We start from the raw sequence: 20,339 nt of genomic DNA, 5'->3' as shown, positions 1-20,339 counted from the left end.
GAAAAGCCATCCATTAGAAGAGATGTAAAAGGAAGGAAGTGGAGAGTATGAAACGTCGTAAGACTTTTTTTATTCTAAACGATCTGGTTTTTGAAATGAAGAAACCAGAAATAACATTGAAACAAATTAGAGTAGCACAGGTTAAAATTGAAAATGAGGAATATAAAGAACTAAGAAAAAAATTCGATGAAGACGTTTTTCATATAGAGAAAAAACCTGAGGGATGGTTTATTTCCGAAAAAGAGTAAACTCCACTCTATTTTAAGAAGTGCTTCTATACTGCAAGTGAAAATTTTGATTAAAAATGGCCCCTTCAGAATTCTGTCTATATTTGGTACTGGAACAATTAAATGGTGGGGGTCTGTATAGCATTTCCCATTAAGTTAAATACTATCGAAAAAACCAATACAAGGGGTTAATATGATAGTACTTAAACCGATTAATCTAAGTTCACAAAATACAGAAACTACGGAAAAATTAACGTCGGCAGAAATAGCAAAACTTTGGGCAACCTATATGGGAAACAGTATGGCAAAATGCATTTTATCTTATTATCTACAACACGTCGAGGATGAGGATATTAAAACTTTAGTAGAAAATGCATATCATTTAAGCATAGATTTTATGAAGACAACGGAAGAAATCTTTAATAAAGAAAATTTCCCTATTCCTAAAGGATTTAGTGAAGAGGAAGATGTAAACCCAGGAGTACCTCGTTTATTCGAAGATCAGTTCTATGTCCATTACTTAAAATATGTTGCAAAAGCTGGAATGAGTATTTATAACGTAGGGTACCCACTTGTTTACAGAAAAGATGTAAGAGATTTTTTTAGATATTGTTTGGAGTCCACTATGGATTTAATGGACCAAATCAAAGCAATTTTAATGCATAAGGGGCTTATCATAAAACCACCTCTTATTCCGGTTCCAGATCAAGTTGAATTTATCCATAAAGATTTTTTAAATGGTTTCTTCGGGCATGTACGACCGTTACATGCCTTGGAAATTACCCATTTTTACGATAATATTGAGAACAATGTAACCAGTAAAGCATTGATTATGGCTTTTGCCCAAGTCGCAAAAAACGAACAGGTTCGGAAATTGTTTGAAAAAGGGAGAGATCTAACAAAAACCAATGTAGAACGTTACATGCAAAAACTACACGATGAAAATTTACCTTCTCCACCTCTTTTAGACCATTTAGTAACAAACTCAACGGTTTCTCCTTTTTCTGATAAAATCATGTTATTTCATAAGGCAGATATGTTTTCCATGAAGTTAAGGGCATATGGAAATTCAGTTGCTGTAAATGGAAGACATGATGTTGGGCTAGTTTATTCTAGGTCGTTTGCAAAAATCTCTTTATTTTGTGAACAGGCAGCTAAACTCCTGATTGAAAATGGCTGGATGGAAAAACCTCCATACGCAGCAGAGAGAAAGAATTTGGCTTCAAAATAACTATTTATTTAAATGTCCAAAACATGCATGCATAGTAGTAACAGGAAAAAATCCATCCCCCACCTGTAAGTAATTTTAAGGGCCCTGAAGATTCTTCAGGGCCCCAAATTGATTTCTACTCGTTTGCTGCGGTATTCGCCACCGTCCTATCCCTTTGCTAATTTCTCTCGGTCAGACGCTAATGGTGGTTGTTCCAGCCAGCCGTACTTTATTAATAGTTGTGCCCCATCTTCTGCATACAACGCAACTTCGGTCATAAACTTTGTGTACTCTAAAGCTAAGTCTCTTCTTTGAGTCACTGATAAACCAGCACCATAATAGCCAATCGCAGATGAAACTAAGGTGACAATATGAAATAACATTAATTTTTCTGAATATGGAGAAACGGTGGAATTCGTTACCTCAGAGGACCATGATTTTGGGGAAGACAATTCTTCCTTGGTTAACATATTGCTAAAAGTATTAAAATGGTTTTTGCATATATTTTTTCCTCTTTCGAAATACTTTTGAATTTCTTTTGTTTGACATACTTGTCCAAAACCCAATTCTAATACAGTTTTAGCAACATCCTTTTTCATGTTAAAACTCATACCGCTAATTTCTACAGCGTTTAAAGGTCTTTTCTTTCCAAACCAACCTGTTAAATAACGTTGATTATCAACAAATTCAACTTGACTTGGTGTATTAATTCGAGATGGCCTACTATATAGACCTTTGTTTAGCATTACATTAATGATTCTTTTATGTAATTCCATTGTTTCGATGTTGCATTTGATAAAATAATCTATTTGGTCTTCTCTACATGAGGTTGCTATCGCACCAGCGTACCCTGTTAATCCAAGTAAGGTCATAATATGCAAGTAGTCTATCATAAACGCATCCGTAAATAAGGGAGGGGCATTAAGATTCACATCTTCTTCTATTGAAAATCCCTTTGGAATAGGAAACTTCTGTTGATTGAAAAATTCCGTGATTTTTTTGATATGGTATTCTGCAAGACTAAGGGCAAATTCCTGTACTTCTTTAATATCCTGGTCTTTTGCCTTTTCGATTGAATGAGTAAGAATGCAAATGGATAACGAATCATTCATATATTGAGTCCATAGATTTGCTATTTCTGCTGATGTAAGTTCAACGTTATGATCCACTAAATTCCCTCCTTTGGTACATCACTAAGGATTAGATTTCCCTTTAATATAAAAAATATCTAATGATACACAAAAGAGAGTAAGAAACCCCATCCTTCCGTTGTATAAGAAATGGGGTTTGGTTTATTTATAATCGATATGAGAGTCAATCTGAATTCAGTAGAGAATATTCCCGCATGTTTGGTTTGTCACCTAGAACGGATTTAATTCGAATAAGAAGTAAACTTCATTCGAATGAACATAGGGTCTGATAGGATCCGCTACAGGAAAAAGCAGCAAGAGCAAAGAAAAAGCACATTTCCAAATCAAGAATTGTGCTTTATAACCTATCCCAGCGGAACGTAGCATGATTATTTAAATATCCTCCAAAGCCCTCAATGTCTTATCCCGGGTCTGAATCCGGTTCATATAGTCTTTTGCAACAAGATCTGTGTAAATTAAGTCAAAAAGCAAAAACAGCGGGAGGGTTGGAGAGATGTTCTGCCCCATATGCATATTATTTTTACTCATGACAAGAAGGGTAAAATCTGCTAACTTGGAAAGTTCAGATCGTTTATCGCTTGTAATCGCAAGAATCGATGCGCCTTGTTTCTTAGCGATTTTAACCGCATCAATAACTTCTTTTGTTCTCCCCGAAACGGAAATTCCAATTACTAAACTGTTGTCTGTACTTAATGCAGCGTCCATTGCCGCTTGATGTGGATCAGTTATAGACTCAACTTGGATTCCAATTCGAAAGAACTTCCATTTAAACTCTTGGGCTGCAATCCCTGAGTTACCAATACCGTAAACATGAACTTTCTGAGCACTATTTAAAAGAGAAACCGCTTGCTGGATATCAAAATAAGTCATCTTTCGAAAGGTCGTTTCAATGATTTCCAAATGGTTTTGATAGAGTTTAGAAAAATAATCAATCTCTTTGATATCACTGGCCGCCGCAGGTTTATTTCTTAAATCGATATATCGCTTTAATTCATGTTTAAATTCATTAAATCCTGAAAAAGAGATCTTTTGACAAAAACGGGTGATTGTAGCCGGTGAAATATGAATCTTTTTCGCAATTTGACTTATCGATAATTGACTAATTTCATCAGGATTTTTGACAATATATTCTGCAAGCTCTGCCTCAGAGCTTGTGAATTTTTCCATAGAGCAGGCTATACCATGAAGAAGATTCTCACCGAGATATTCCATATGCTTTCTCCTTTTTGATAATCATCCGTTCATAATACACGAGGATAATTTTATTCTTAGTTAAATGATTAGAAACTATGAAAAGTTCTTAACTAGTCTACTGTAATCTATAACTGCATGTTGAGTTTCGCTATGTTTGAATCATAAACGGAGAATTCCCGCCTAAATTGAGAAACATTGACTTTTCCTTATAAATAAAGGTAGTTTTTCCGACTAAATAAGCCAAACCTAAGGATTTAGCCTTAGTTAGAGCGGTTAATCGGAATAACTCCGCTAATATCTGCTTTTAACACTTATTCTTAAACATTAGCAGGAAATTCTCCGCCTATTAATTCTCAAATTTATAGCTACACGAAAATCAACATTGAATAATAACAGAGCCAAAAGATAAAAAATAACCCAGGCAACCGCCTGGATTATTCTTTATTACAACTTAATTTTGCAGAGCATCCACAAATTTTTTCGTAATGATCTGTGGTCTTGTAATTGCACTGCCGACAACGACCGCATGAACATTAATGTCTAGGACGAAGCGGGCAATTTCCGGTGTTGAAACATTACCTTCTGCTATAACCTTTGCGTTTTTTACTTCATTTACGATCTGTTTAATAACGGCATAGTCATTGTCATCAATTTTCAAACCGTTTGTCTCTTCTGTATATCCGTATAATGTCGGTGCTACTATATCAAACCCTAACTCATCAGCAAAAATGGCTTCTTCAACCGAAGAGACGTCAGCCATCAGCAAAATATGAGGGTACTTTGATCGTATTTCTCGATAAAAGGATTCTAAATCACTGCCATCTGGCCGGATTCGATTCGTGGCATCTGTCGCAATGATTTCGGCACCAGTCGTTGCTAAGGCGTCAATCTCTTTCATCGTTGGCGTTATAAAGACAGGATGGTTATTGTATACTTGTTTTATGATTCCAATCAGAGGAAGGTCTACTTGTTTTTTTATTTCCACAATGTCAGGGACGGAGTTTGCCCGAATGCCAACTGCGCCACCTTCCTTTGCAGCTACTGCCATACGTCCCATAATGAACGAACTGTGCAATGGTTCCTCTTCTAAAGCCTGACAAGAAACGATTAATCCTTTTTTGATCTGTTCCAAAACTTGTTGCATTTCAAAAACACGTCCTTATTAATTATTATTGACCTAAATACTCTTCTACTTCGTTTTTCACGATGGTGACTTGAGGTCCATAAATAATTTGTACACCTGTTCCTTTTTGCACAATTCCTTTTGATCCGGTCTGTTTAATGACATCTTCCTTCACTAAGGATTCATCTTTTATAGTGACACGCAGTCGTGTAGCACAACAATCGACAATATCAATATTGTTCGCTCCGCCTAATCCCTCAACAATTGTTTTGGCACGTTCTGTAGCTGAAACTTGTTCGGTAACCTGATCCTCGTCTTCGCGGCCAATGACTTTGAAATTCTTTTTTCTGATTAAGAATTTGAATGTAAAGTAGTATAAGAAGAACCAAGGTATACCAACCAATAAAACGTATGGCCAGTTTGTTTTATCAGCGCCTTGTAAAACTCCAAATAAAATAAAATCAATAAATCCACCTGAGAAGGTTTGTCCAACCGTAATATTGAATATGTCTGCCATCATAAAAGCAAAACCATCGAAAATGGCATGAACTAGATAAAGAAGCGGTGCAACGAACAAGAAACTAAATTCAAGTGGTTCTGTTATTCCTGTTAAGAAAGAAGTTAATGCCGCTGATAACAGAATTCCTGCAACAACTTTTCTATTTTTCTTTTTAGAGCAATGATAGATAGCTAATGCGGCACCTGGTAAACCAAACATCATTGTAATAAAACGACCGGACATGAATCTTGATACCCCTTCGTAATATTGTTCGGTCGAAGGGTCGCCTAATTGAGCAAAGAAGATATTTTGCGTACCACTGATTAACTTACCACCAATCTCCAGTGTACCGCCAAGAGCCGTTTGCCAAAAAGGAAGATAGAAAATATGATGCAAGCCAAGCGGTCCAAGCATACGTAAAATAAATCCATAAAAAAGAGTTCCGATTTCCCCAGTACTTGTGACAATCGACCCAAGCTGATTGATTAAAGCTTGGAAGTAAGGCCAAATCACAAAAAGAATGGCTCCTACGAAAATCGAAGCAAACGAAACCACAATTGGAATGAATCGAGATCCACCAAAGAATCCTAAGACTTGAGGCAGCTGGATTTTATTGTATTTATTATGCAAGGCTGCTGCCACAATCCCAACGACAATCCCGCCAAATACACCGGTTTCTAATGTTTGAATCCCGACGGCCATCCCTTGCCCGGCTCCTGCTAAATTATCTTTCGCTAATTCTCCGGTTAAAGAAAGAAAGGCATTGATGGTACTATTCATTACAAAGTAACCGATCATTGCAGCTAATCCGGCTGTTGCTTTATCTGAACGGGCTAAACCGATTGCCACACCGACTGCAAAAATGATGGGCAAGTTGGCAAATACAATCACACCTGCTGCACTCATGATCGTAAAAATGGCCTGTAACCAGCTGATATCTAAAAATGGATAAGCTGAAACCGTATTCGGATTGGACAGCGCTCCACCTATTCCTAATAACAAACCTGCTGCCGGTAAAACCGCTATCGGAAGCATAAATGATTTACCAAATTGCTGAGCTTTTTCAAAAGCTTTGTTCATTACTGTTGACCTCCTTCATGTTGTTGGTCTGAAGCTTGTTGACTTAAACCTTACACCGGTATCATATATCCGTCATCACTGGTTTACAATGGGGTTGGAACCGTTTTTAATGGTTTTCATTATTCTACCCGTAACAGTGAAAACTTTTTCACCTCTAACTAAGCAGAATGCTCTATTGATGATGAACATTAATTCCTGCTGCAAAATAAAGGATTATGTAAAAGAAAGTCGAATTAGTAAGAATTAAGTAATCAAAAGAAGAAAGTTTATTTTTTATGGGGTGATTCCAATACATTGGAGTGAAATTACAAATGAGTGGAAAGAATGTTTCCGAACAGCTTGGGAGTCTTTTAAGGAAGGGTCTCGACCTGTCGGTGCCATTGTCATTGATGATAAGGGTCATTTGGTTTCAACAGGCAAAAGTGCTACATTTGGACAACTATCTGATACGGTAATATCAAATAATGAAATAGCGCATGCCGAGGTTAATGCTTTATTAAAGTTGGACAATCGAATACATAAAGAGGTAAACTCGTATGTTCTTTATTCAACCTTGGAGCCGTGTCCTCTTTGTTTTTGTGCTTTTTATATGAGTGGTATCCGTAATCTTAGGTATGCCGCAAAGGATAAATATGGCGGCAGTACAAATTTAAGAGGTACTACACCTTATCTTAGTAAGAAACCAATCGTTATAGAAGGACCAGTAAAATATTTAGAGCAGTTATCCATTCTTCTTAATGTTTATTTTGACCTTTGTAATAATTATGAAAAAGCGATACCAGTCCATGAATTAATGTCAGAGGATTATCCAATGATAATTGAATTAGCTAAAGAATGGGTTGAGTCAGCTAAACTAAAGAATCCTCGTAAATTAAAAATAGAAGATGTATTTGAGATGTTAATGAAAGATTTGAGATCTAAGGAATTATTAATTTAAACAACTTTAAACATATTAATTCCGAGGAGCAGTTTGGAAGGAGCAACAATGAAAGAGATACAAACATTTGCGAAACAGTATCAAAAAGATATGGGATGGGATATTACTGAGGAGAGCTATACAAAGAGCAGAGATTCTCTTTTAAATAATTACATGCTTCTAACCACTGAGGTTGCAGAAGTTGCGGAGGAGCTAAGGAAGGCATTTAATCTTACGGCTTCTTATGTAGAAAATGGCATGGAAGAAGAACAGGCATTTGAGTTAGCCAAGAAACAGATTAAAGAAGACATCGGTAAGGAATTATCAGACTGTCTGGCGTATATGCTGAAGTTTTATAATTATTTTGGAATTGATCTGGAAGAAAACTTTTATGCCAAAATGGCAGAAGTTAAAAAACGTAAGAATAAAGATTCAGTCAATCTACTGAAATAAAAATCATACTTATTATCACAGACTTACTAATCAAACGTTTGATTAAATCGGGTGGTAAACTAATCAAACGTTTGATTAGAGAGGCTGGAGCCTTGGCATCACTGGTTCCAAAAACTAATCAAACGTTTGTTTAAAATTAATATGCTTTAACTGACCGTTAATGAAAAGAATAAAAGGATTGGCCAAATGTTGGCCAATCCTTTAAATCTAGCTTAAACCGATAATTTCAACAACTGATCATTTTGTTCTACTGTTCCGCTAGCAGTGGCATTAATATCCATATATTGATCAGTATTGGTAATCACCACCAATGTGGATGTTTCATAGCCATGTGCTTTTATTTGATCCATGTCAAATTCGATGAGCAGGTCACCTTGCTTCACATGATCACCTTGTTTTACATGCGGTGTAAAGTATCTTCCTTTCAGCTTTATCGTATCAAGGCCAATATAAATTAACACCTCTGCGCCATTTTCAGACTGTATTCCAACAGCATGTCCTGTCGGAAATTGCGTGCTAATCACACCATCAACAGGTGAATAAATATTGCCAACTTCCGGTTCAATGGCAATGCCTTTCCCTACGGTTTCGGTTGCAAATAATGGATCGCGGATCGCGCTTAATGGTATGACTTTCCCGCGTAATGGACTTTTAATGGTTTCTGGCTTTACACCAAAAATATTCTCAGTAAATCCATCATCTACTTTTGAATTTTTGCCTTCATATCCAAACAGATACGTCAAAAGGAATCCTATGACAAATGCAGCGCCAATCCCAATTAAATATTCCCAAATCGGTGTAAACGCAGGTATGGAAAGTACACTTGGAAGGACAAAATCATTCATCACAACACCGATGCTGCCATTGATAGCCCCGCCTATTGCCGCTGCAATGATTACATATACCATCGTTTTTCGATAACGAAGAATGATTCCATAATTGATCGCTTCGGTTGTTCCAGCCAATGCGCCAGGAACAATTCCACTTGCTGCCAGCGCCTTCAAATCTTTATCGCGTGTTTTCAGAAAAACAGCAATACCTATTCCGATTTGAGCAAATGGAGCTGCCGCAGCCATGGCAATTATAGGGTCTGGACCCGTTGCGAGATTTGCTATGGCTAATGGGATAACGGTCCAATGCAATCCCATAATGGTTAGGAAAGTCCAAGAAGCACCTAAAATTGCCCCTGCTAAAAGTCCGCTTTTGTCGCTTAAGAAACTAATGATGGAACCTAATCCTTCTCCCAGCAGCGTCCCAATAGGACCGAACACCAACATGGTTAATGGAACGAGAATGATTAAAGATATCATCGGATTGATAAACATTTGGATATCTTTATAAATGACTTTCTTTAAAAACCGATCTAGACCTGCATAAACAAACATAGCAATAAAGATTGGAAAAACAGTAGAAGAATAATCTGCTAATAAGACCGGAAGGCCAAAAAAGTCAATTGTCTTCACATCGTTTTCAACAAGGTGCATAATTTCAGGAGTCAGTATAGAGGCACCAATAACCCCGCCCACATATCCGTTCGCACCTAGTTTAAGCGCTATCGATATTCCGAGAAACAAAGGAAGAAAGTGAAAAACAGCATCTCCGGCAGCGGATAAGATAATATAGGCTCCACTGTCTTTTGACAGCCAGCCAATGGTGGCTAGAACTGATAACATTGCTTTTAGGAGTCCAGCACCAGCAAGAACACCGATAATCGGGGCGAAACTTCCAGAGATGACGCTTAACACTTTGGCTAATTTCGTTTCTTTTGATTGATTAGGTGAAGGTATTTGATCAGGATGAACTTGTTTTTGACTACTCATAGTTGATTTCCTCACTCCCATATCCCTATCTCTTAGTTAGGTTTCCCATATTTCTATATCAAAAATCATAAAGTCTTTTAACGCTTTCATTTTCAACATCATGAATTGAAGGTCTGAATGTAATATTAGTATAATGAACGTAAAGAATTTAGTAGTAGGATTTTTTTGATATAATCTGGACTGGTATCGATTTTATTTGCAGCCACTTATTTGGAGGGAGATCACCCTGGAACGATCAAAAATTGTCTCAACGGCTATGAAAATACAACATTTAACCAATTTAAATACATATGTATTGGCTCAAAATCGCGAGCTTTTTTACCACCATGAAGTAATTTCCATTCCTGCATTCATGCCTGGTTCAAGGGATGGAGATGTTCTATTTTTGTATGACAATATGGAGCAGCGAGGACAGCTGTATTCCTATATTAATGAATGGGACTTACATTATTTTGGATATTCCTTCTGCGATAATGGAGAGTGCTTTACGATTATTATCGGTCCTTATTTTGATAAGACACCGAATCTATACCGCTTATCAACGGAATATCGTTTATCAGGTACACAAACTGAAGATCTAAGGCTGATAGCAGATAAAATTTATGTACTAACAGCTGAACAGGCAAGCAGTTTTGGAAGCGTCCTTCAGCAGTTTACCAACATGATGGAGCAGGAACTGGCCCCATTTGTTATGTTTTCTGATAAAAGCATCTGTTCTGCTCGCCATCAGGAGGACCAACATAACATTGATGAAGAAGCAGAAATAGTCAAATTGAGGTATAAGACGGAAAAGGACTTTATGCATGCTGTTGAATGTGGGGATAAAAAGACTGCTTTAGCACTGATTAATTCTAAAAACATGCTGTTTTCTTTTTCTGAACGTTTTCCAAATCAGCCGTTACGGAGACTCAAAAATGTGGCCATTATACTAAATACGCTTCTCCGAACGTCAGCACGTAATAGTCATGTACCCGCCATCATGCTTCATCGGATTTCAGAAAAATTTGCTTATGAAATTGAAAATGCGAATCAAGTAGAAACACTGCATCAATTGGAAGATCGTATGATTGGGGAATATTGCGATTTAGTGATTTCAAATGCTTTAAGTAAATACACAACTATGACCCGGCGGGTGATTGAGTATATCCACAGCTTTTATAATAAACCAATCAATAAAGAAGAATTGGCGGCAAAATTGTCCATCCATCCTAGTCACCTCTCCCGAAAATTTAAAGAAGAAACAAAGATGACCTTATCTGCTTTTCAGCAGATGTTACGAATAAATCAAGCTAAACACTTGTTGAAAACGGAGAACCTAACTGTTGAGGAAATTGCCTGGACCATTGGCTATGAAGATCCTTCCTACTTTGCAAGAGTCTTTAAAAAGGAAACAGGCAGGACTCCCTCTCAATATCGAGACGAGGTTGCAGAATAGGAAGTGGGGGAGATAAAGAAGGGGATTGTCCGGGGGAAAGGAGCTTTGATATAGGAAAACATTATTTTTTAAGAAGAAATAGCTGTTTTAAAATGTCTCCTAAATTTCTCCCGATCCTCTGCTGTAAATGGTTTTGGCCCTTTTGTACGCTTGCCGCTTTTTCGAGCCATTGCACTCAAATATCGTGTTTGTAACAATTGATCAATATTTTCATTTGTATAGCTATAACCAGTATGATGCAGCACCGTACACCCTTTTGCTAAACCCAGCGAAGCAAGACCATAATCCTGTGTAACGATTATATCCCCTTTTTGTGCTAACTTCATGATCCGATAATCTGCCGCATCTGCTCCGGAATCAACATAAATGGTTTCCACTCCTGTTGGTTGTTCCGCAGTTGAAAAATGTGAAAAGCTAGTAACAAGAATGACAGGAATATCAGCATTCGTACCTTCCGTGATAATAATATCTTTTACCGGACAAGCGTCCGCGTCAACATAAATTTTCATCGTAATCTCTCCTGTAACTGCAATTTTGATGAAGGATATAATTGCGATTTAGTCATCTCCACCTCTTTTATTAAATATACCACTTTAGATAGGATAAAAAATAGAAAAGGAGTTCTTGTTATCCGGATTAGGTTGGAGTGAATTTTTTAGATTATGGACAAATTATGAATGTTGAACTATTTTTGTTGAAGGGTGAAGCACGAAATGGAAAATGGTTCCGTTTTCAAAAATAACAGTGAAAATCAATTTGACTGAGATTGCTTTGTTTGAACTATTAGAATTATGAAGAAACTAATGGGATTCTGCATTGCTTTAATGTGTGAAAATGGTGTGTAGATAAGATTAAGCTCCTATAAAAAGCAACATCAGTCATTGCATTGTCCATCATAATACGCTATCGTTCTTCTAGAAGATGACATCTTGCTGGTAAAATTGTAGCCGCACTGCGAGACAATTTTAGTGGACATGCTGTCGAAAAAATGTAAAATAAGGATAAATATAAATATAACTGGAGGAAAGAGATAATGAAATTTTTTATCGATACTGCAAATCTTGAGGAAATCAAAAAAGCCTATAAAATTGGTGTATTATCAGGAGTAACAACCAACCCTTCTTTAGTAGCAAAAGAAGGCGTTAAATTTGAGGATCGTATTGAAGAAATTCTAAATGCCGTTCCAGAAGTGGAGTCTGTTTCTGCCGAGGTAACACCTCATGCTGTAACAGCTGAACAAATGATTGCGGAAGCAGACGAGCTTATTAAAATTAACGGTGGCGATAAAAATATCACCATTAAGTTACCAATGACATTGGATGGATTAGAGGCTTGCCGTTACCTAACCAAAAAAGGTGTTAAAACAAACGTTACACTCATTTTTAGTGTAAACCAAGCATTATTGGCAGCTCGTGCAGGTGCTACATATGTTTCACCATTCTTAGGCCGTTTAGACGATATTAACGAAGATGGTGTAGAACTAGTTGCGAAAATCGCAAAGATGTTCCAGGTTCAAAACTTGGATTCACAAATCATTGCAGCATCTGTTCGTCATCCTGACCATGTTACACGTGTGGCGTTAGCAGGAGCTCATATTGCAACAATTCCATTTAAGGTTATTGAGCAATTATCAAAACATCCGTTAACTGACCAAGGCATTGAAAAATTTGCTGCTGACTGGAACGCTTAAAACCAACATATTTGATAGAGAAAATGTGTGAAAAAATAGGGAAACCAGTTAATGACTCCGGTATTGTACCCGGAGTCATTTTGTTATTACCATTAAAGATAAAGAGCTTAAAACGAACGCATAAGCTAGAAACTGGGAGAAGACGGAATTCGAACATGGGGGAAGAAAAATGGATTCAATGACATTTGTCTTGTTTGGAGCAACAGGGGATTTAGCGAAAAGAAAGATTTATCCAGCGCTTTACAACTTGTATGTTGATCAAAAATTACCACAATCGGTATCTATTATTGGGCTCGGAAGAGGGGAGATTTCTCATTCTGATTTTCAAGATAAAGTGAAGGACTCGATTTTAGACTTTTCACGCCGCCTTGAACACGAGGCAGCAAATATGGGAGAATTTTTAGAATATTTCCGTTACAGCAGATTGGATGTCACCAGTAAAGATGATTATCTACAGCTGCTTCAATTAGTCAAGCAGCGGGAAGAAGAACTAGATTTAAAAGAAAATCGTATGTTTTATCTTTCAGTGGCACCGGAATTTTTTGATACCATCGCCCTAAACATAAATAATAGCGGTCTTGGTGAGACAGCTGGCTGGAAACGATTAATCATCGAAAAGCCTTTTGGTCATGATCTAAAATCTGCACGTGAACTTAATCAAAAACTTAGCCGTGCCTTTCTAGAAGAGGAAATTTATCGAATCGACCATTACCTAGGCAAACCAATGATTCAGAACCTGGAAGCCTTGGCCTTCGCCAACCCGATTCTACGTTCTGTTTGGAATAAAGACCATATTGCAAATGTCCAAATTACTGCCAGTGAAACCGTTGGGGTTGAGAAGAGAGCAGGTTATTACGACCAAGCTGGAGCCATTCGTGATATGTTCCAAAACCACATGCTGCAAATTTTAATGATGACAGCTATGGATAAGCCTGAAAAAATTAATGCAGCCGGAATTAGACAGGAGAAGCGGAGGGTCATAGAGTCTCTTCGTCCTTTAAAAGAAGAAGCTGTTCCAACCGATATTGTCCGCGGCCAATACATTTCAGGAGAGGTACATGATCAAAAGGTTCCAAGTTATATAGAAGAGCCTGGAGTAAATCCTTCTTCCACTACAGATACATTTGTTGCTGCCCGGTTGTGGGTCGATCATCCATCATGGACTGGGGTTCCCTTTTACATTCGTACTGGAAAAAGAATGAAGGAAAAGTCAACGCGGATTGTGATTGAATTTAAAAATAAGGAAAACCAGTCATATAAAAATAGCCAACTTGATCCTAACTTATTGATTATTGAAATCAATCCGAATGAAAATATCTCTTTACAATTAAACAGCAAAAACCCATTGGATAACGGAAAGGTTACTCCAATCAAAATTAATTTCGCAAATGAACAATTAGGATTGGACGTACCGGAAGCATATGAAAGACTAATCTATGATGCGTTTAACGGGGATTCTACCTTCTTTGCTCATTGGAAAGAAGTTGAATTGTCATGGGAATGGGTACAGCCGATTCTTCATGCATTTGAGAAAAATTCAATACCGCTCCATCCTTATCAATCAGGTTCATATGGTCCTGATGCTTCAGAATTCTTATTATTGGAAAATGGTTTTAAATGGTGGCTTGATGAAGAACTTCAAGATAGTAAGGATACGGTCCTTCAACCAGGAGATAATGCAGAAACAGAAGAATTACAAAAACAACTATCTATAAAGTAGTATAAAAGGGCAGCCTAATCAGTTGGATGAGGATGCCTTTTTTTGATATCTGACTTTCAACAACAGCTGGAGTGCCCGAAACTTAACGGGATATCTTGCAGATGGCACGGGAACAAGTTGCAAAACAATGGACAAATTAATAAAGGAGAGATTCCAACCTTAGTTGAAGGGAGACAAAGCCGTGAATGAGAAGAAAGAAGTTGGAGAAAAAGCTGTTGAATATGTGAAAGACGGTATGGTGGTTGGACTCGGTACGGGTTCTACTGTATTTTATACCATCATGGAGCTTGGTCAGTTAGTTCAGCAGGGACTTTCCATTAAAGGAGTTCCTACTTCTGAACAAACGAAACAATTAGCGATAGAACTTGGCATTCCACTGGTATCGTTCAATGAGATAGAGCAAATTGATGTCGCAATTGATGGTGCAGATGAGCTAGATTCTGAGCTAAATCTCATTAAAGGGGGCGGCGGTGCTCTTTTAAGAGAGAAAATCATTGCTGCAGCAGCTAAAACGTTTATTGTCGTTGCTGACTCTAGTAAAAATGTCGATACGTTAGGAACTTTTCCTTTGCCGATTGAAGTAGTTCCATTTGGATACGAAATGACAGCTAAACATATTAGAAAACTTGGAGGCAGTCCAAAGCTGCGGATGAAGGATGGGACTCCTTATCGAACAGATAATGGTAACTATATTATAGATAGCAGCTTTCAAGAAATTACACAATCAAGAGAGTTAGAGAAAAGCCTCAATCTCATACCAGGTGTAGTAGATAACGGATTATTTGTAGATATGGCAGATATAGTTATTACCATTAAAGATAAAAAGCTATCAACGATAGTCCGAAGCTAGAACAAGGGAGAATCAGTATATGCACTTGGGGGAAGAATAATCGAATCATTGACCTTTGTCTTATTTAAAGCACCTGGGGATACTTCGTTTAACGGGTTTCATTAAGGGTAAACAATAGTAGGAGGTTGGATAAAAATGAAAAGGTTTGAAGAAAAAGTAGTTATAGTTACAGGTGCAGGATCTGGTTTAGGTAGAGCTGCAACTTTACAAGTTGCAAAAGAAGGAGCAAAACTTACACTAGTGGATTTAAACACTAATTCTCTAGAAGAAACGAAAAAATTGGTTTTAGAAGCTGCCCCTGAAGCAGAAGTCCTTTTAATTTCTGCGAATGTAGCAGATGAAGAAGCTGTACAGAATTATGTTACGCAAACAGTTGAAAAGTACGGCCGAATTGACGGATTTTTCAATAATGCAGGAATTGAAGGAAAACAAAATTTAACCGAAGAATTTGGAAGCGAAGAGTTCGCTAAAGTATTAAACGTAAATCTAAACGGTGTATTTTATGGAATGAAGCATGTTTTAAAAGTAATGAAAGAACAAGGTTCAGGTTCTATTGTTAATACAGCTTCTGTTGGTGGTATCCGTGGTGTAGGAAATCAATCAGGATATGCAGCTAGTAAACATGGTGTAGTTGGTTTAACCAGAAACTCAGCAATTGAATATGGTCAATTTGGTATTAATGTAAATGCCATTGCACCTGGGGCCATTATGACACCTATGGTTGAAGGCTCGTTAAAACAAATTGACCCAGTCAATTGGGAAGAGGTTGGAAAAGCTTTCGTGGAACCAAATCCAATGAAGCGTTTCGGAAGACCAGAAGAAGTTGGTTACTTAGTAGCTTTCTTATTATCCAATCAATCAAGTTTTATCAACGCTGCAGTTATTCCAATTGATGGCGGACAATCCTATAAGTATTAATTTTTTCATGCAAAAAAGACGATTCCAATGATTTGAATTGGATTCGTCTTTTTTATAAGGTCATTATTGGATGCATACGAATTGAATTGGACTGCTTTTAATTTTGCTCGGCCGGCATGTAACATCATTTTTGAAAATGGATTGTGTCGTAGAAATAAAATAAAAGGTTATTGACAAAATAATTTAAATGGATTATTATTATCTTGTATTCGAGATAATTTAATTCGAGATAGTTTTATTCGATTTTTGGAATGGAAATGCGATAATTTACCCTTTCTTATATTAATACAATCATCTAATAAGGAATAAAAGATAAGTTTATTTTTTTAAAATAATATCTCGAATCCGAGATAAAATAAATAAGATTTAAGATGATAGACATTTGTTTACTAGCTTTGGGCTATTACCACGACTTGGAGAAATAATAATTGTTGGAGCTATCCTATACGTAAAAGTGCGTGCACCAAATGGATTAAATTAATATTATGACAGGAGTGATGATAAGATGGAACTTTTAGGACTACATCATGTATCCATATTAACTGGAAAAGCGGAAAAAAATTATGAATTTTATACTAAAATTTTAGGAATGAGATTGGTTAAGAAAACCGTTAATCAAGATAATACAGAATCCTATCATCTTTTCTATGCTGACGGTGAAGGAACACCAGGAACGGAAGTCACGTTCTTTGACATACCTCATCTTGGGCAGACATACAGGGGAACTTCAGATATTTCTACTGTATCACTTAGGGTTAGAAATTCAGAGTCATTGTTATTTTGGAAAGAACGTTTTAAACAATATGGTGTTGAACATGATGAGATTCAAAAAAGAGCAAATCGTGATACATTGGCTTTCAGGGATTTTGAGGGGACAAGCAGCATACTAGTAGCGGATAACGGTGAAAAAGGTGTGAGAGCAGGGGTTCCTTGGAAAAGAGATGACATTCCATTGGAACATGCCATTATTGGTTTAGGACCTGTAACCCTCACAGTGGCAATAGCAGAACCAACGATTGGTGTTTTAACAGAAGTTATGGGTTTTCGCTCTGTCGGATCCTATCCGTCACTTGACGGGGATCATCCTGATATATTGGTTTATGCTACTGGCGAAGGCGGCAGCGGTGCTGAGGTTCATATTGAAACAAGACCCGATTTGCCAAGAGCCCGCTTAGGACGTGGTGGTGTTCACCATGTTGCCTTCCGTGTTCCGAATGAGGAAGAATATAATCAATGGGCAGCGCGTTTGGAAGAATACAGGTTACCGAATTCAGGGAAAGTGGAGCGGTATTACTTCAAGGCATTATATTTTAGGGAACCAAATGGAATCTTATTTGAGTTATCAACAGATACCCCAGGATTTGCGACAGATGAACCAATGGAAACAATGGGAGAAAAACTATCACTTCCATCATTTTTGGAACCAAAACGAAAAGAGATCGAAGAAAAATTACGTCCATTAAATTTAAATTAAACACTTGGAGGAATAGATCATGAACCATTTAAAAGGAATACATCATGTAACAGCCATTACAAGCAGTGCAGAAAAGAACTATGAATTTTTCACATATGTTTTAGGTATGCGATTAGTTAAAAAAACAGTCAATCAAGATGATATTCAAACCTATCATTTATTCTTTGCTGATGATAAAGGCAGCGCAGGCACAGACATGACGTTCTTTGATTTCCCCGGCATTCCGAAAGGCGTTCACGGTACAAATGAAATTTCAAAGACATCGTTCCGTGTACCTAGTGATGCGGCGTTAGACTATTGGGTAAAACGTTTTGATCGCCTAGAAGTCAAACATACTGGAATCAAAGAACAATTTGGCAAGAAAACACTCTCTTTTGTTGATTTTGATGATCAACAATATCAATTGATTTCAGATGAATTCAATAAAGGCGTGAAAGCTGGTACACCATGGCAAAAAGGTCCCATTCCACTGGAATATGCCATTACTGGTTTAGGTCCTGTTTTTGTTCGAATTGCGAACTTTGATTACTTTAAAGAAATGATGGAAAAAGTTCTATTATTTAAGGAGACTTCACAAGACGGATCCTTCCATTTATTTGAAGTGGGGGAAGGCGGAAATGGTGCCTCAGTCATTGTAGAATATAATGCGGTTCTTCCTGAAGCCCGACAAGGATATGGTACAGTTCACCATGCGGCTCTACGTGTAGAGGATCGGGCTGTTTTAGAGGAATGGATTGAACGGATGAGTAGTTTTGGATTCCAAACATCCGGTTATGTAAATCGTCACTTTTTTGAGTCCTTGTACGCAAGAGTTGCACCGCAAATTTTATTTGAGTTCGCTACCGATGGTCCTGGCTTTATGGGGGATGAACCTTATGAAACACTTGGGGAAAAATTATCGTTACCTCCATTCTTAGAGCCAAAACGTGAAGAAATCGAAAAATTAGTTCGTCCAATTGATACAGTGAGAAGTATGAAGGAATTCGTTAAAGAATAGATGGAATGGCTATGTTATTATCCATTGGTTGATTTTACCGTGTAGGTATAGGTATGTGAATTGATAGGCGGAGAATTTCCGCTAATGTATATAAAGGAAGCTTATGAAGTCTATATAAATGGAGATATTCCGATTAAAAGCTCTAAATAAGACAAAATCTAAAGATTTTGATAAAATAAGCGGAAAAAATTCCCTTATATTTAAGGGAATATGGGTATTTCCCAATTTAGGCTGAATTTTACGTATTTCTAAACATAGTGAAATCAACATTCAGTAATAACAGAGCCAAAGGAAAAATAGTAAACTTTTTCAACCATAACATGGAGGCTTTTAAAGGAGAGGTAGAAGTGAAGAGCAAAATCATAAAAATACAAAAATTAGGATTTCCATGGGAGACCGAAGATCCGTTTCTTATGACGGTTCATCATAAAGATGCGTATCCACCAGGAAATGATGAGCAGGGTCCGAACGTCTCTTTGGAAGGTAGAAATCTTGGAGAAGATTTTACATTGCGTGATGGCTTTAGAATGTATCATGGTAAAACGGTTCCGGGATTCCCTGTACATCCCCACAGAGGTTTTGAGACGGTTACTGTCGTTCTTGAAGGTCTAATTGATCATTTTGATTCATATGGGTCGGTAGGACGATTTGGGAATGGGGATGTTCAATGGATGACAGCAGGAAAGGGCGCCCAACATACCGAAATGTTTCCTCTCGTAAACCAGGACAAAGGCAATCCACTTGAGTTCTTTCAGATTTGGCTGAATCTGCCTGCAAAAGATAAATTTGCTGATCCTGAGTATAAAATGTTATGGGCTGAAGATATACCGGAAGTACAATCGGCAGCTGCGAATGGACAAAAAACAAGTGTAAGACTAGTTTCAGGGAATGCGATGGGCCAGTCTAGTTTAGAACCAAACGCAGCTTCTTGGGCAAACGATAAAAATCATCATGTGGGCATTTACGTTATTCATATGGAGTCGGAAGCAGTCTACACCCTGCCTTCTGTCTCAGCGACCATGACGAGAAATTTATACTATTATCAGGGAGAAAAACTAAATATTGACGAAACAGCAATTGAGACGTACCATCGTGTAAAGCTTGCTGGTGATCAGGAGATTACGATTACCAATGGATCATCTGAGAGTTATTTGCTGCTCCTAGAGGGTGAGCCGATACAAGAACCTGTGGCAGCCTATGGACCGTTTGTCATGAATACCGAGCAGGAAATTCGTGAAGCGTTCAAGGATTACCAAAATACCCAATTCGGAGGCTGGCCGTGGGATCGTCCAGATCCTGTGAATAAGCGTGAGTCTGGAAGATTCGCACGCCATGCGGATGGTAGAGTTGAGAAAAGGTAACCACTATTCATTAGGAAAGGTACTGCTTTTAAAAACCATACAGGTTCAACAACAAAGCGTACAGCTTCAACAAAAAAGTGTACAGTTCCTACAAAAAACCATACAGTTTCAACAAAAGCGAATGATTGTGATTCGAATATCAAACCAATGTAAAAATTGTGTTTGATATTTGTTTTTTTATAGTCAAAATATAAAAATTGGACTGGTATGATTTATTGCAT

At 37.4% G+C, this 20,339-nt stretch carries 17 protein-coding genes and 1 pseudogene; 12 read left to right on the top strand and 6 right to left on the bottom strand.

The genetic code is table 11. From position 1 onward, the window contains the following. Window positions 1-47: 47 nt before the first annotated feature. Together BANA01_RS18415 and BANA01_RS18410 are read left to right on the top strand one after the other, a co-directional pair. On the top strand, window positions 48-248 hold the full coding sequence (locus BANA01_RS18415) for a hypothetical protein (protein ID WP_034675839.1): 201 nt from the start codon (window positions 48-50) through the stop codon (window positions 246-248). 172 nt (window positions 249-420) lie between these two features. After that, window positions 421-1,458 (top strand): DUF3231 family protein, encoded by a 1,038-nt coding sequence (locus BANA01_RS18410; protein ID WP_034675837.1) that lies wholly within the window; start codon window positions 421-423, stop codon window positions 1,456-1,458. 146 nt (window positions 1,459-1,604) lie between these two features. On the opposite strand, the gene BANA01_RS18405 is transcribed toward BANA01_RS18410, so the two are convergent. The 4 genes from BANA01_RS18405 to BANA01_RS18390 form a co-directional block, all read right to left on the bottom strand. Continuing rightward, window positions 1,605-2,606, bottom strand: coding sequence for a DUF3231 family protein (locus tag BANA01_RS18405; protein WP_034675834.1), 1,002 nt, complete (start codon window positions 2,604-2,606; stop codon window positions 1,605-1,607). Between the two features lie 354 nt (window positions 2,607-2,960). Continuing rightward, a complete protein-coding gene (locus BANA01_RS18400; protein ID WP_034675832.1) occupies window positions 2,961-3,800 on the bottom strand; it encodes a MurR/RpiR family transcriptional regulator in 840 nt (279 codons plus the stop codon). Window positions 3,801-4,233: 433 nt separating this feature from the next. Then, complete coding sequence (locus tag BANA01_RS18395) at window positions 4,234-4,926, bottom strand: N-acetylmannosamine-6-phosphate 2-epimerase (RefSeq protein ID WP_034675829.1); 693 nt, start codon at window positions 4,924-4,926, stop codon at window positions 4,234-4,236. Window positions 4,927-4,951: 25 nt separating this feature from the next. Then, window positions 4,952-6,484, bottom strand: coding sequence for a PTS transporter subunit EIIC (locus BANA01_RS18390; protein ID WP_034675825.1), 1,533 nt, complete (start codon window positions 6,482-6,484; stop codon window positions 4,952-4,954). 280 nt (window positions 6,485-6,764) lie between these two features. On the opposite strand from BANA01_RS18390, the gene BANA01_RS18385 reads away from it, so the two are divergent. Beyond that, the gene (locus BANA01_RS18385; RefSeq protein WP_034675821.1) at window positions 6,765-7,421 is read left to right on the top strand and encodes a nucleoside deaminase; all 657 of its coding nucleotides are present in this window, start codon (window positions 6,765-6,767) and stop codon (window positions 7,419-7,421) included. Window positions 7,422-7,469: 48 nt separating this feature from the next. Then, on the top strand, window positions 7,470-7,853 hold the full coding sequence (locus BANA01_RS18380; protein ID WP_034675880.1) for a MazG nucleotide pyrophosphohydrolase domain-containing protein: 384 nt from the start codon (window positions 7,470-7,472) through the stop codon (window positions 7,851-7,853). A gap of 212 nt (window positions 7,854-8,065) precedes the next feature. Here the strand turns inward: BANA01_RS18380 and BANA01_RS18375 are convergent, their stop codons facing one another. Beyond that, window positions 8,066-9,673 carry a glucose PTS transporter subunit IIA gene (locus BANA01_RS18375; protein ID WP_052106392.1) on the bottom strand — a complete coding sequence of 536 codons (1,608 nt, stop codon included), beginning with the start codon at window positions 9,671-9,673 and terminating at the stop codon, window positions 8,066-8,068. 256 nt (window positions 9,674-9,929) lie between these two features. Here BANA01_RS18375 and BANA01_RS18370 point away from each other — a divergent pair, with 256 nt between their 5' ends. Then, complete coding sequence (locus BANA01_RS18370; protein ID WP_169803720.1) at window positions 9,930-11,108, top strand: helix-turn-helix domain-containing protein; 1,179 nt, start codon at window positions 9,930-9,932, stop codon at window positions 11,106-11,108. Window positions 11,109-11,176: 68 nt separating this feature from the next. On the opposite strand, the gene BANA01_RS18365 is transcribed toward BANA01_RS18370, so the two are convergent. Further along, on the bottom strand, window positions 11,177-11,617 hold the full coding sequence (locus BANA01_RS18365) for a YaiI/YqxD family protein (RefSeq protein ID WP_034675816.1): 441 nt from the start codon (window positions 11,615-11,617) through the stop codon (window positions 11,177-11,179). 524 nt (window positions 11,618-12,141) lie between these two features. Here BANA01_RS18365 and fsa point away from each other — a divergent pair. From fsa to BANA01_RS18330, 7 genes and pseudogenes are all read left to right on the top strand, one after another. Continuing rightward, window positions 12,142-12,798 carry a fructose-6-phosphate aldolase gene (gene fsa, locus BANA01_RS18360; RefSeq protein ID WP_034675812.1) on the top strand — a complete coding sequence of 219 codons (657 nt, stop codon included), beginning with the start codon at window positions 12,142-12,144 and terminating at the stop codon, window positions 12,796-12,798. A 169-nt stretch (window positions 12,799-12,967) separates the two neighbouring features. Beyond that, window positions 12,968-14,440 (top strand): annotated as a pseudogene (gene zwf / locus BANA01_RS18355) (glucose-6-phosphate dehydrogenase); the annotation flags it as partial. A gap of 259 nt (window positions 14,441-14,699) precedes the next feature. Then, the gene (gene rpiA, locus BANA01_RS18350) at window positions 14,700-15,368 is read left to right on the top strand and encodes a ribose-5-phosphate isomerase RpiA (RefSeq protein ID WP_034675809.1); all 669 of its coding nucleotides are present in this window, start codon (window positions 14,700-14,702) and stop codon (window positions 15,366-15,368) included. 135 nt (window positions 15,369-15,503) lie between these two features. Further along, the gene (locus BANA01_RS18345) at window positions 15,504-16,286 is read left to right on the top strand and encodes an SDR family oxidoreductase (RefSeq protein ID WP_034675806.1); all 783 of its coding nucleotides are present in this window, start codon (window positions 15,504-15,506) and stop codon (window positions 16,284-16,286) included. A gap of 505 nt (window positions 16,287-16,791) precedes the next feature. Beyond that, entirely contained in the window at window positions 16,792-17,760 is a 969-nt protein-coding gene (locus BANA01_RS18340) for a ring-cleaving dioxygenase (RefSeq protein ID WP_034675803.1), read from the top strand. A gap of 19 nt (window positions 17,761-17,779) precedes the next feature. Next, entirely contained in the window at window positions 17,780-18,757 is a 978-nt protein-coding gene (locus BANA01_RS18335) for a ring-cleaving dioxygenase (RefSeq protein WP_034675800.1), read from the top strand. A 320-nt stretch (window positions 18,758-19,077) separates the two neighbouring features. Further along, the gene (locus tag BANA01_RS18330) at window positions 19,078-20,118 is read left to right on the top strand and encodes a pirin family protein (RefSeq protein ID WP_235847177.1); all 1,041 of its coding nucleotides are present in this window, start codon (window positions 19,078-19,080) and stop codon (window positions 20,116-20,118) included. Window positions 20,119-20,339: the final 221 nt, after the last annotated feature.

The organism is Neobacillus niacini NBRC 15566, assembly GCF_001591505.1.
Taxonomy (GTDB): domain Bacteria; phylum Bacillota; class Bacilli; order Bacillales; family Cytobacillaceae; genus Neobacillus; species Neobacillus niacini.
Note: the sequence above shows the minus strand (reverse complement) of the source record. Positions and strands in the feature narration are given on the sequence as shown.

Excerpts from the sequence above, each read along its gene's own strand:
- BANA01_RS18415 (WP_034675839.1), top strand. The coding sequence starts at position 48 with ATGAAACGTCGTAAGACTTTTTTTATTCTAAACGATCTGGTTTTTGAA.
- BANA01_RS18410 (WP_034675837.1), top strand. The coding sequence starts at position 421 with ATGATAGTACTTAAACCGATTAATCTAAGTTCACAAAATACAGAAACT.
- BANA01_RS18400 (WP_034675832.1), bottom strand. The coding sequence starts at position 3,800 with ATGGAATATCTCGGTGAGAATCTTCTTCATGGTATAGCCTGCTCTATG.
- BANA01_RS18395 (WP_034675829.1), bottom strand. The coding sequence starts at position 4,926 with ATGCAACAAGTTTTGGAACAGATCAAAAAAGGATTAATCGTTTCTTGT.
- BANA01_RS18390 (WP_034675825.1), bottom strand. The coding sequence starts at position 6,484 with ATGAACAAAGCTTTTGAAAAAGCTCAGCAATTTGGTAAATCATTTATG.
- BANA01_RS18380 (WP_034675880.1), top strand. The coding sequence starts at position 7,470 with ATGAAAGAGATACAAACATTTGCGAAACAGTATCAAAAAGATATGGGA.
- BANA01_RS18375 (WP_052106392.1), bottom strand. The coding sequence starts at position 9,673 with ATGAGTAGTCAAAAACAAGTTCATCCTGATCAAATACCTTCACCTAAT.
- BANA01_RS18370 (WP_169803720.1), top strand. The coding sequence starts at position 9,930 with ATGAAAATACAACATTTAACCAATTTAAATACATATGTATTGGCTCAA.
- BANA01_RS18365 (WP_034675816.1), bottom strand. The coding sequence starts at position 11,617 with ATGAAAATTTATGTTGACGCGGACGCTTGTCCGGTAAAAGATATTATT.
- fsa (WP_034675812.1), top strand. The coding sequence starts at position 12,142 with ATGAAATTTTTTATCGATACTGCAAATCTTGAGGAAATCAAAAAAGCC.
- BANA01_RS18345 (WP_034675806.1), top strand. The coding sequence starts at position 15,504 with ATGAAAAGGTTTGAAGAAAAAGTAGTTATAGTTACAGGTGCAGGATCT.
- BANA01_RS18340 (WP_034675803.1), top strand. The coding sequence starts at position 16,792 with ATGGAACTTTTAGGACTACATCATGTATCCATATTAACTGGAAAAGCG.
- BANA01_RS18335 (WP_034675800.1), top strand. The coding sequence starts at position 17,780 with ATGAACCATTTAAAAGGAATACATCATGTAACAGCCATTACAAGCAGT.
- BANA01_RS18330 (WP_235847177.1), top strand. The coding sequence starts at position 19,078 with ATGGAGGCTTTTAAAGGAGAGGTAGAAGTGAAGAGCAAAATCATAAAA.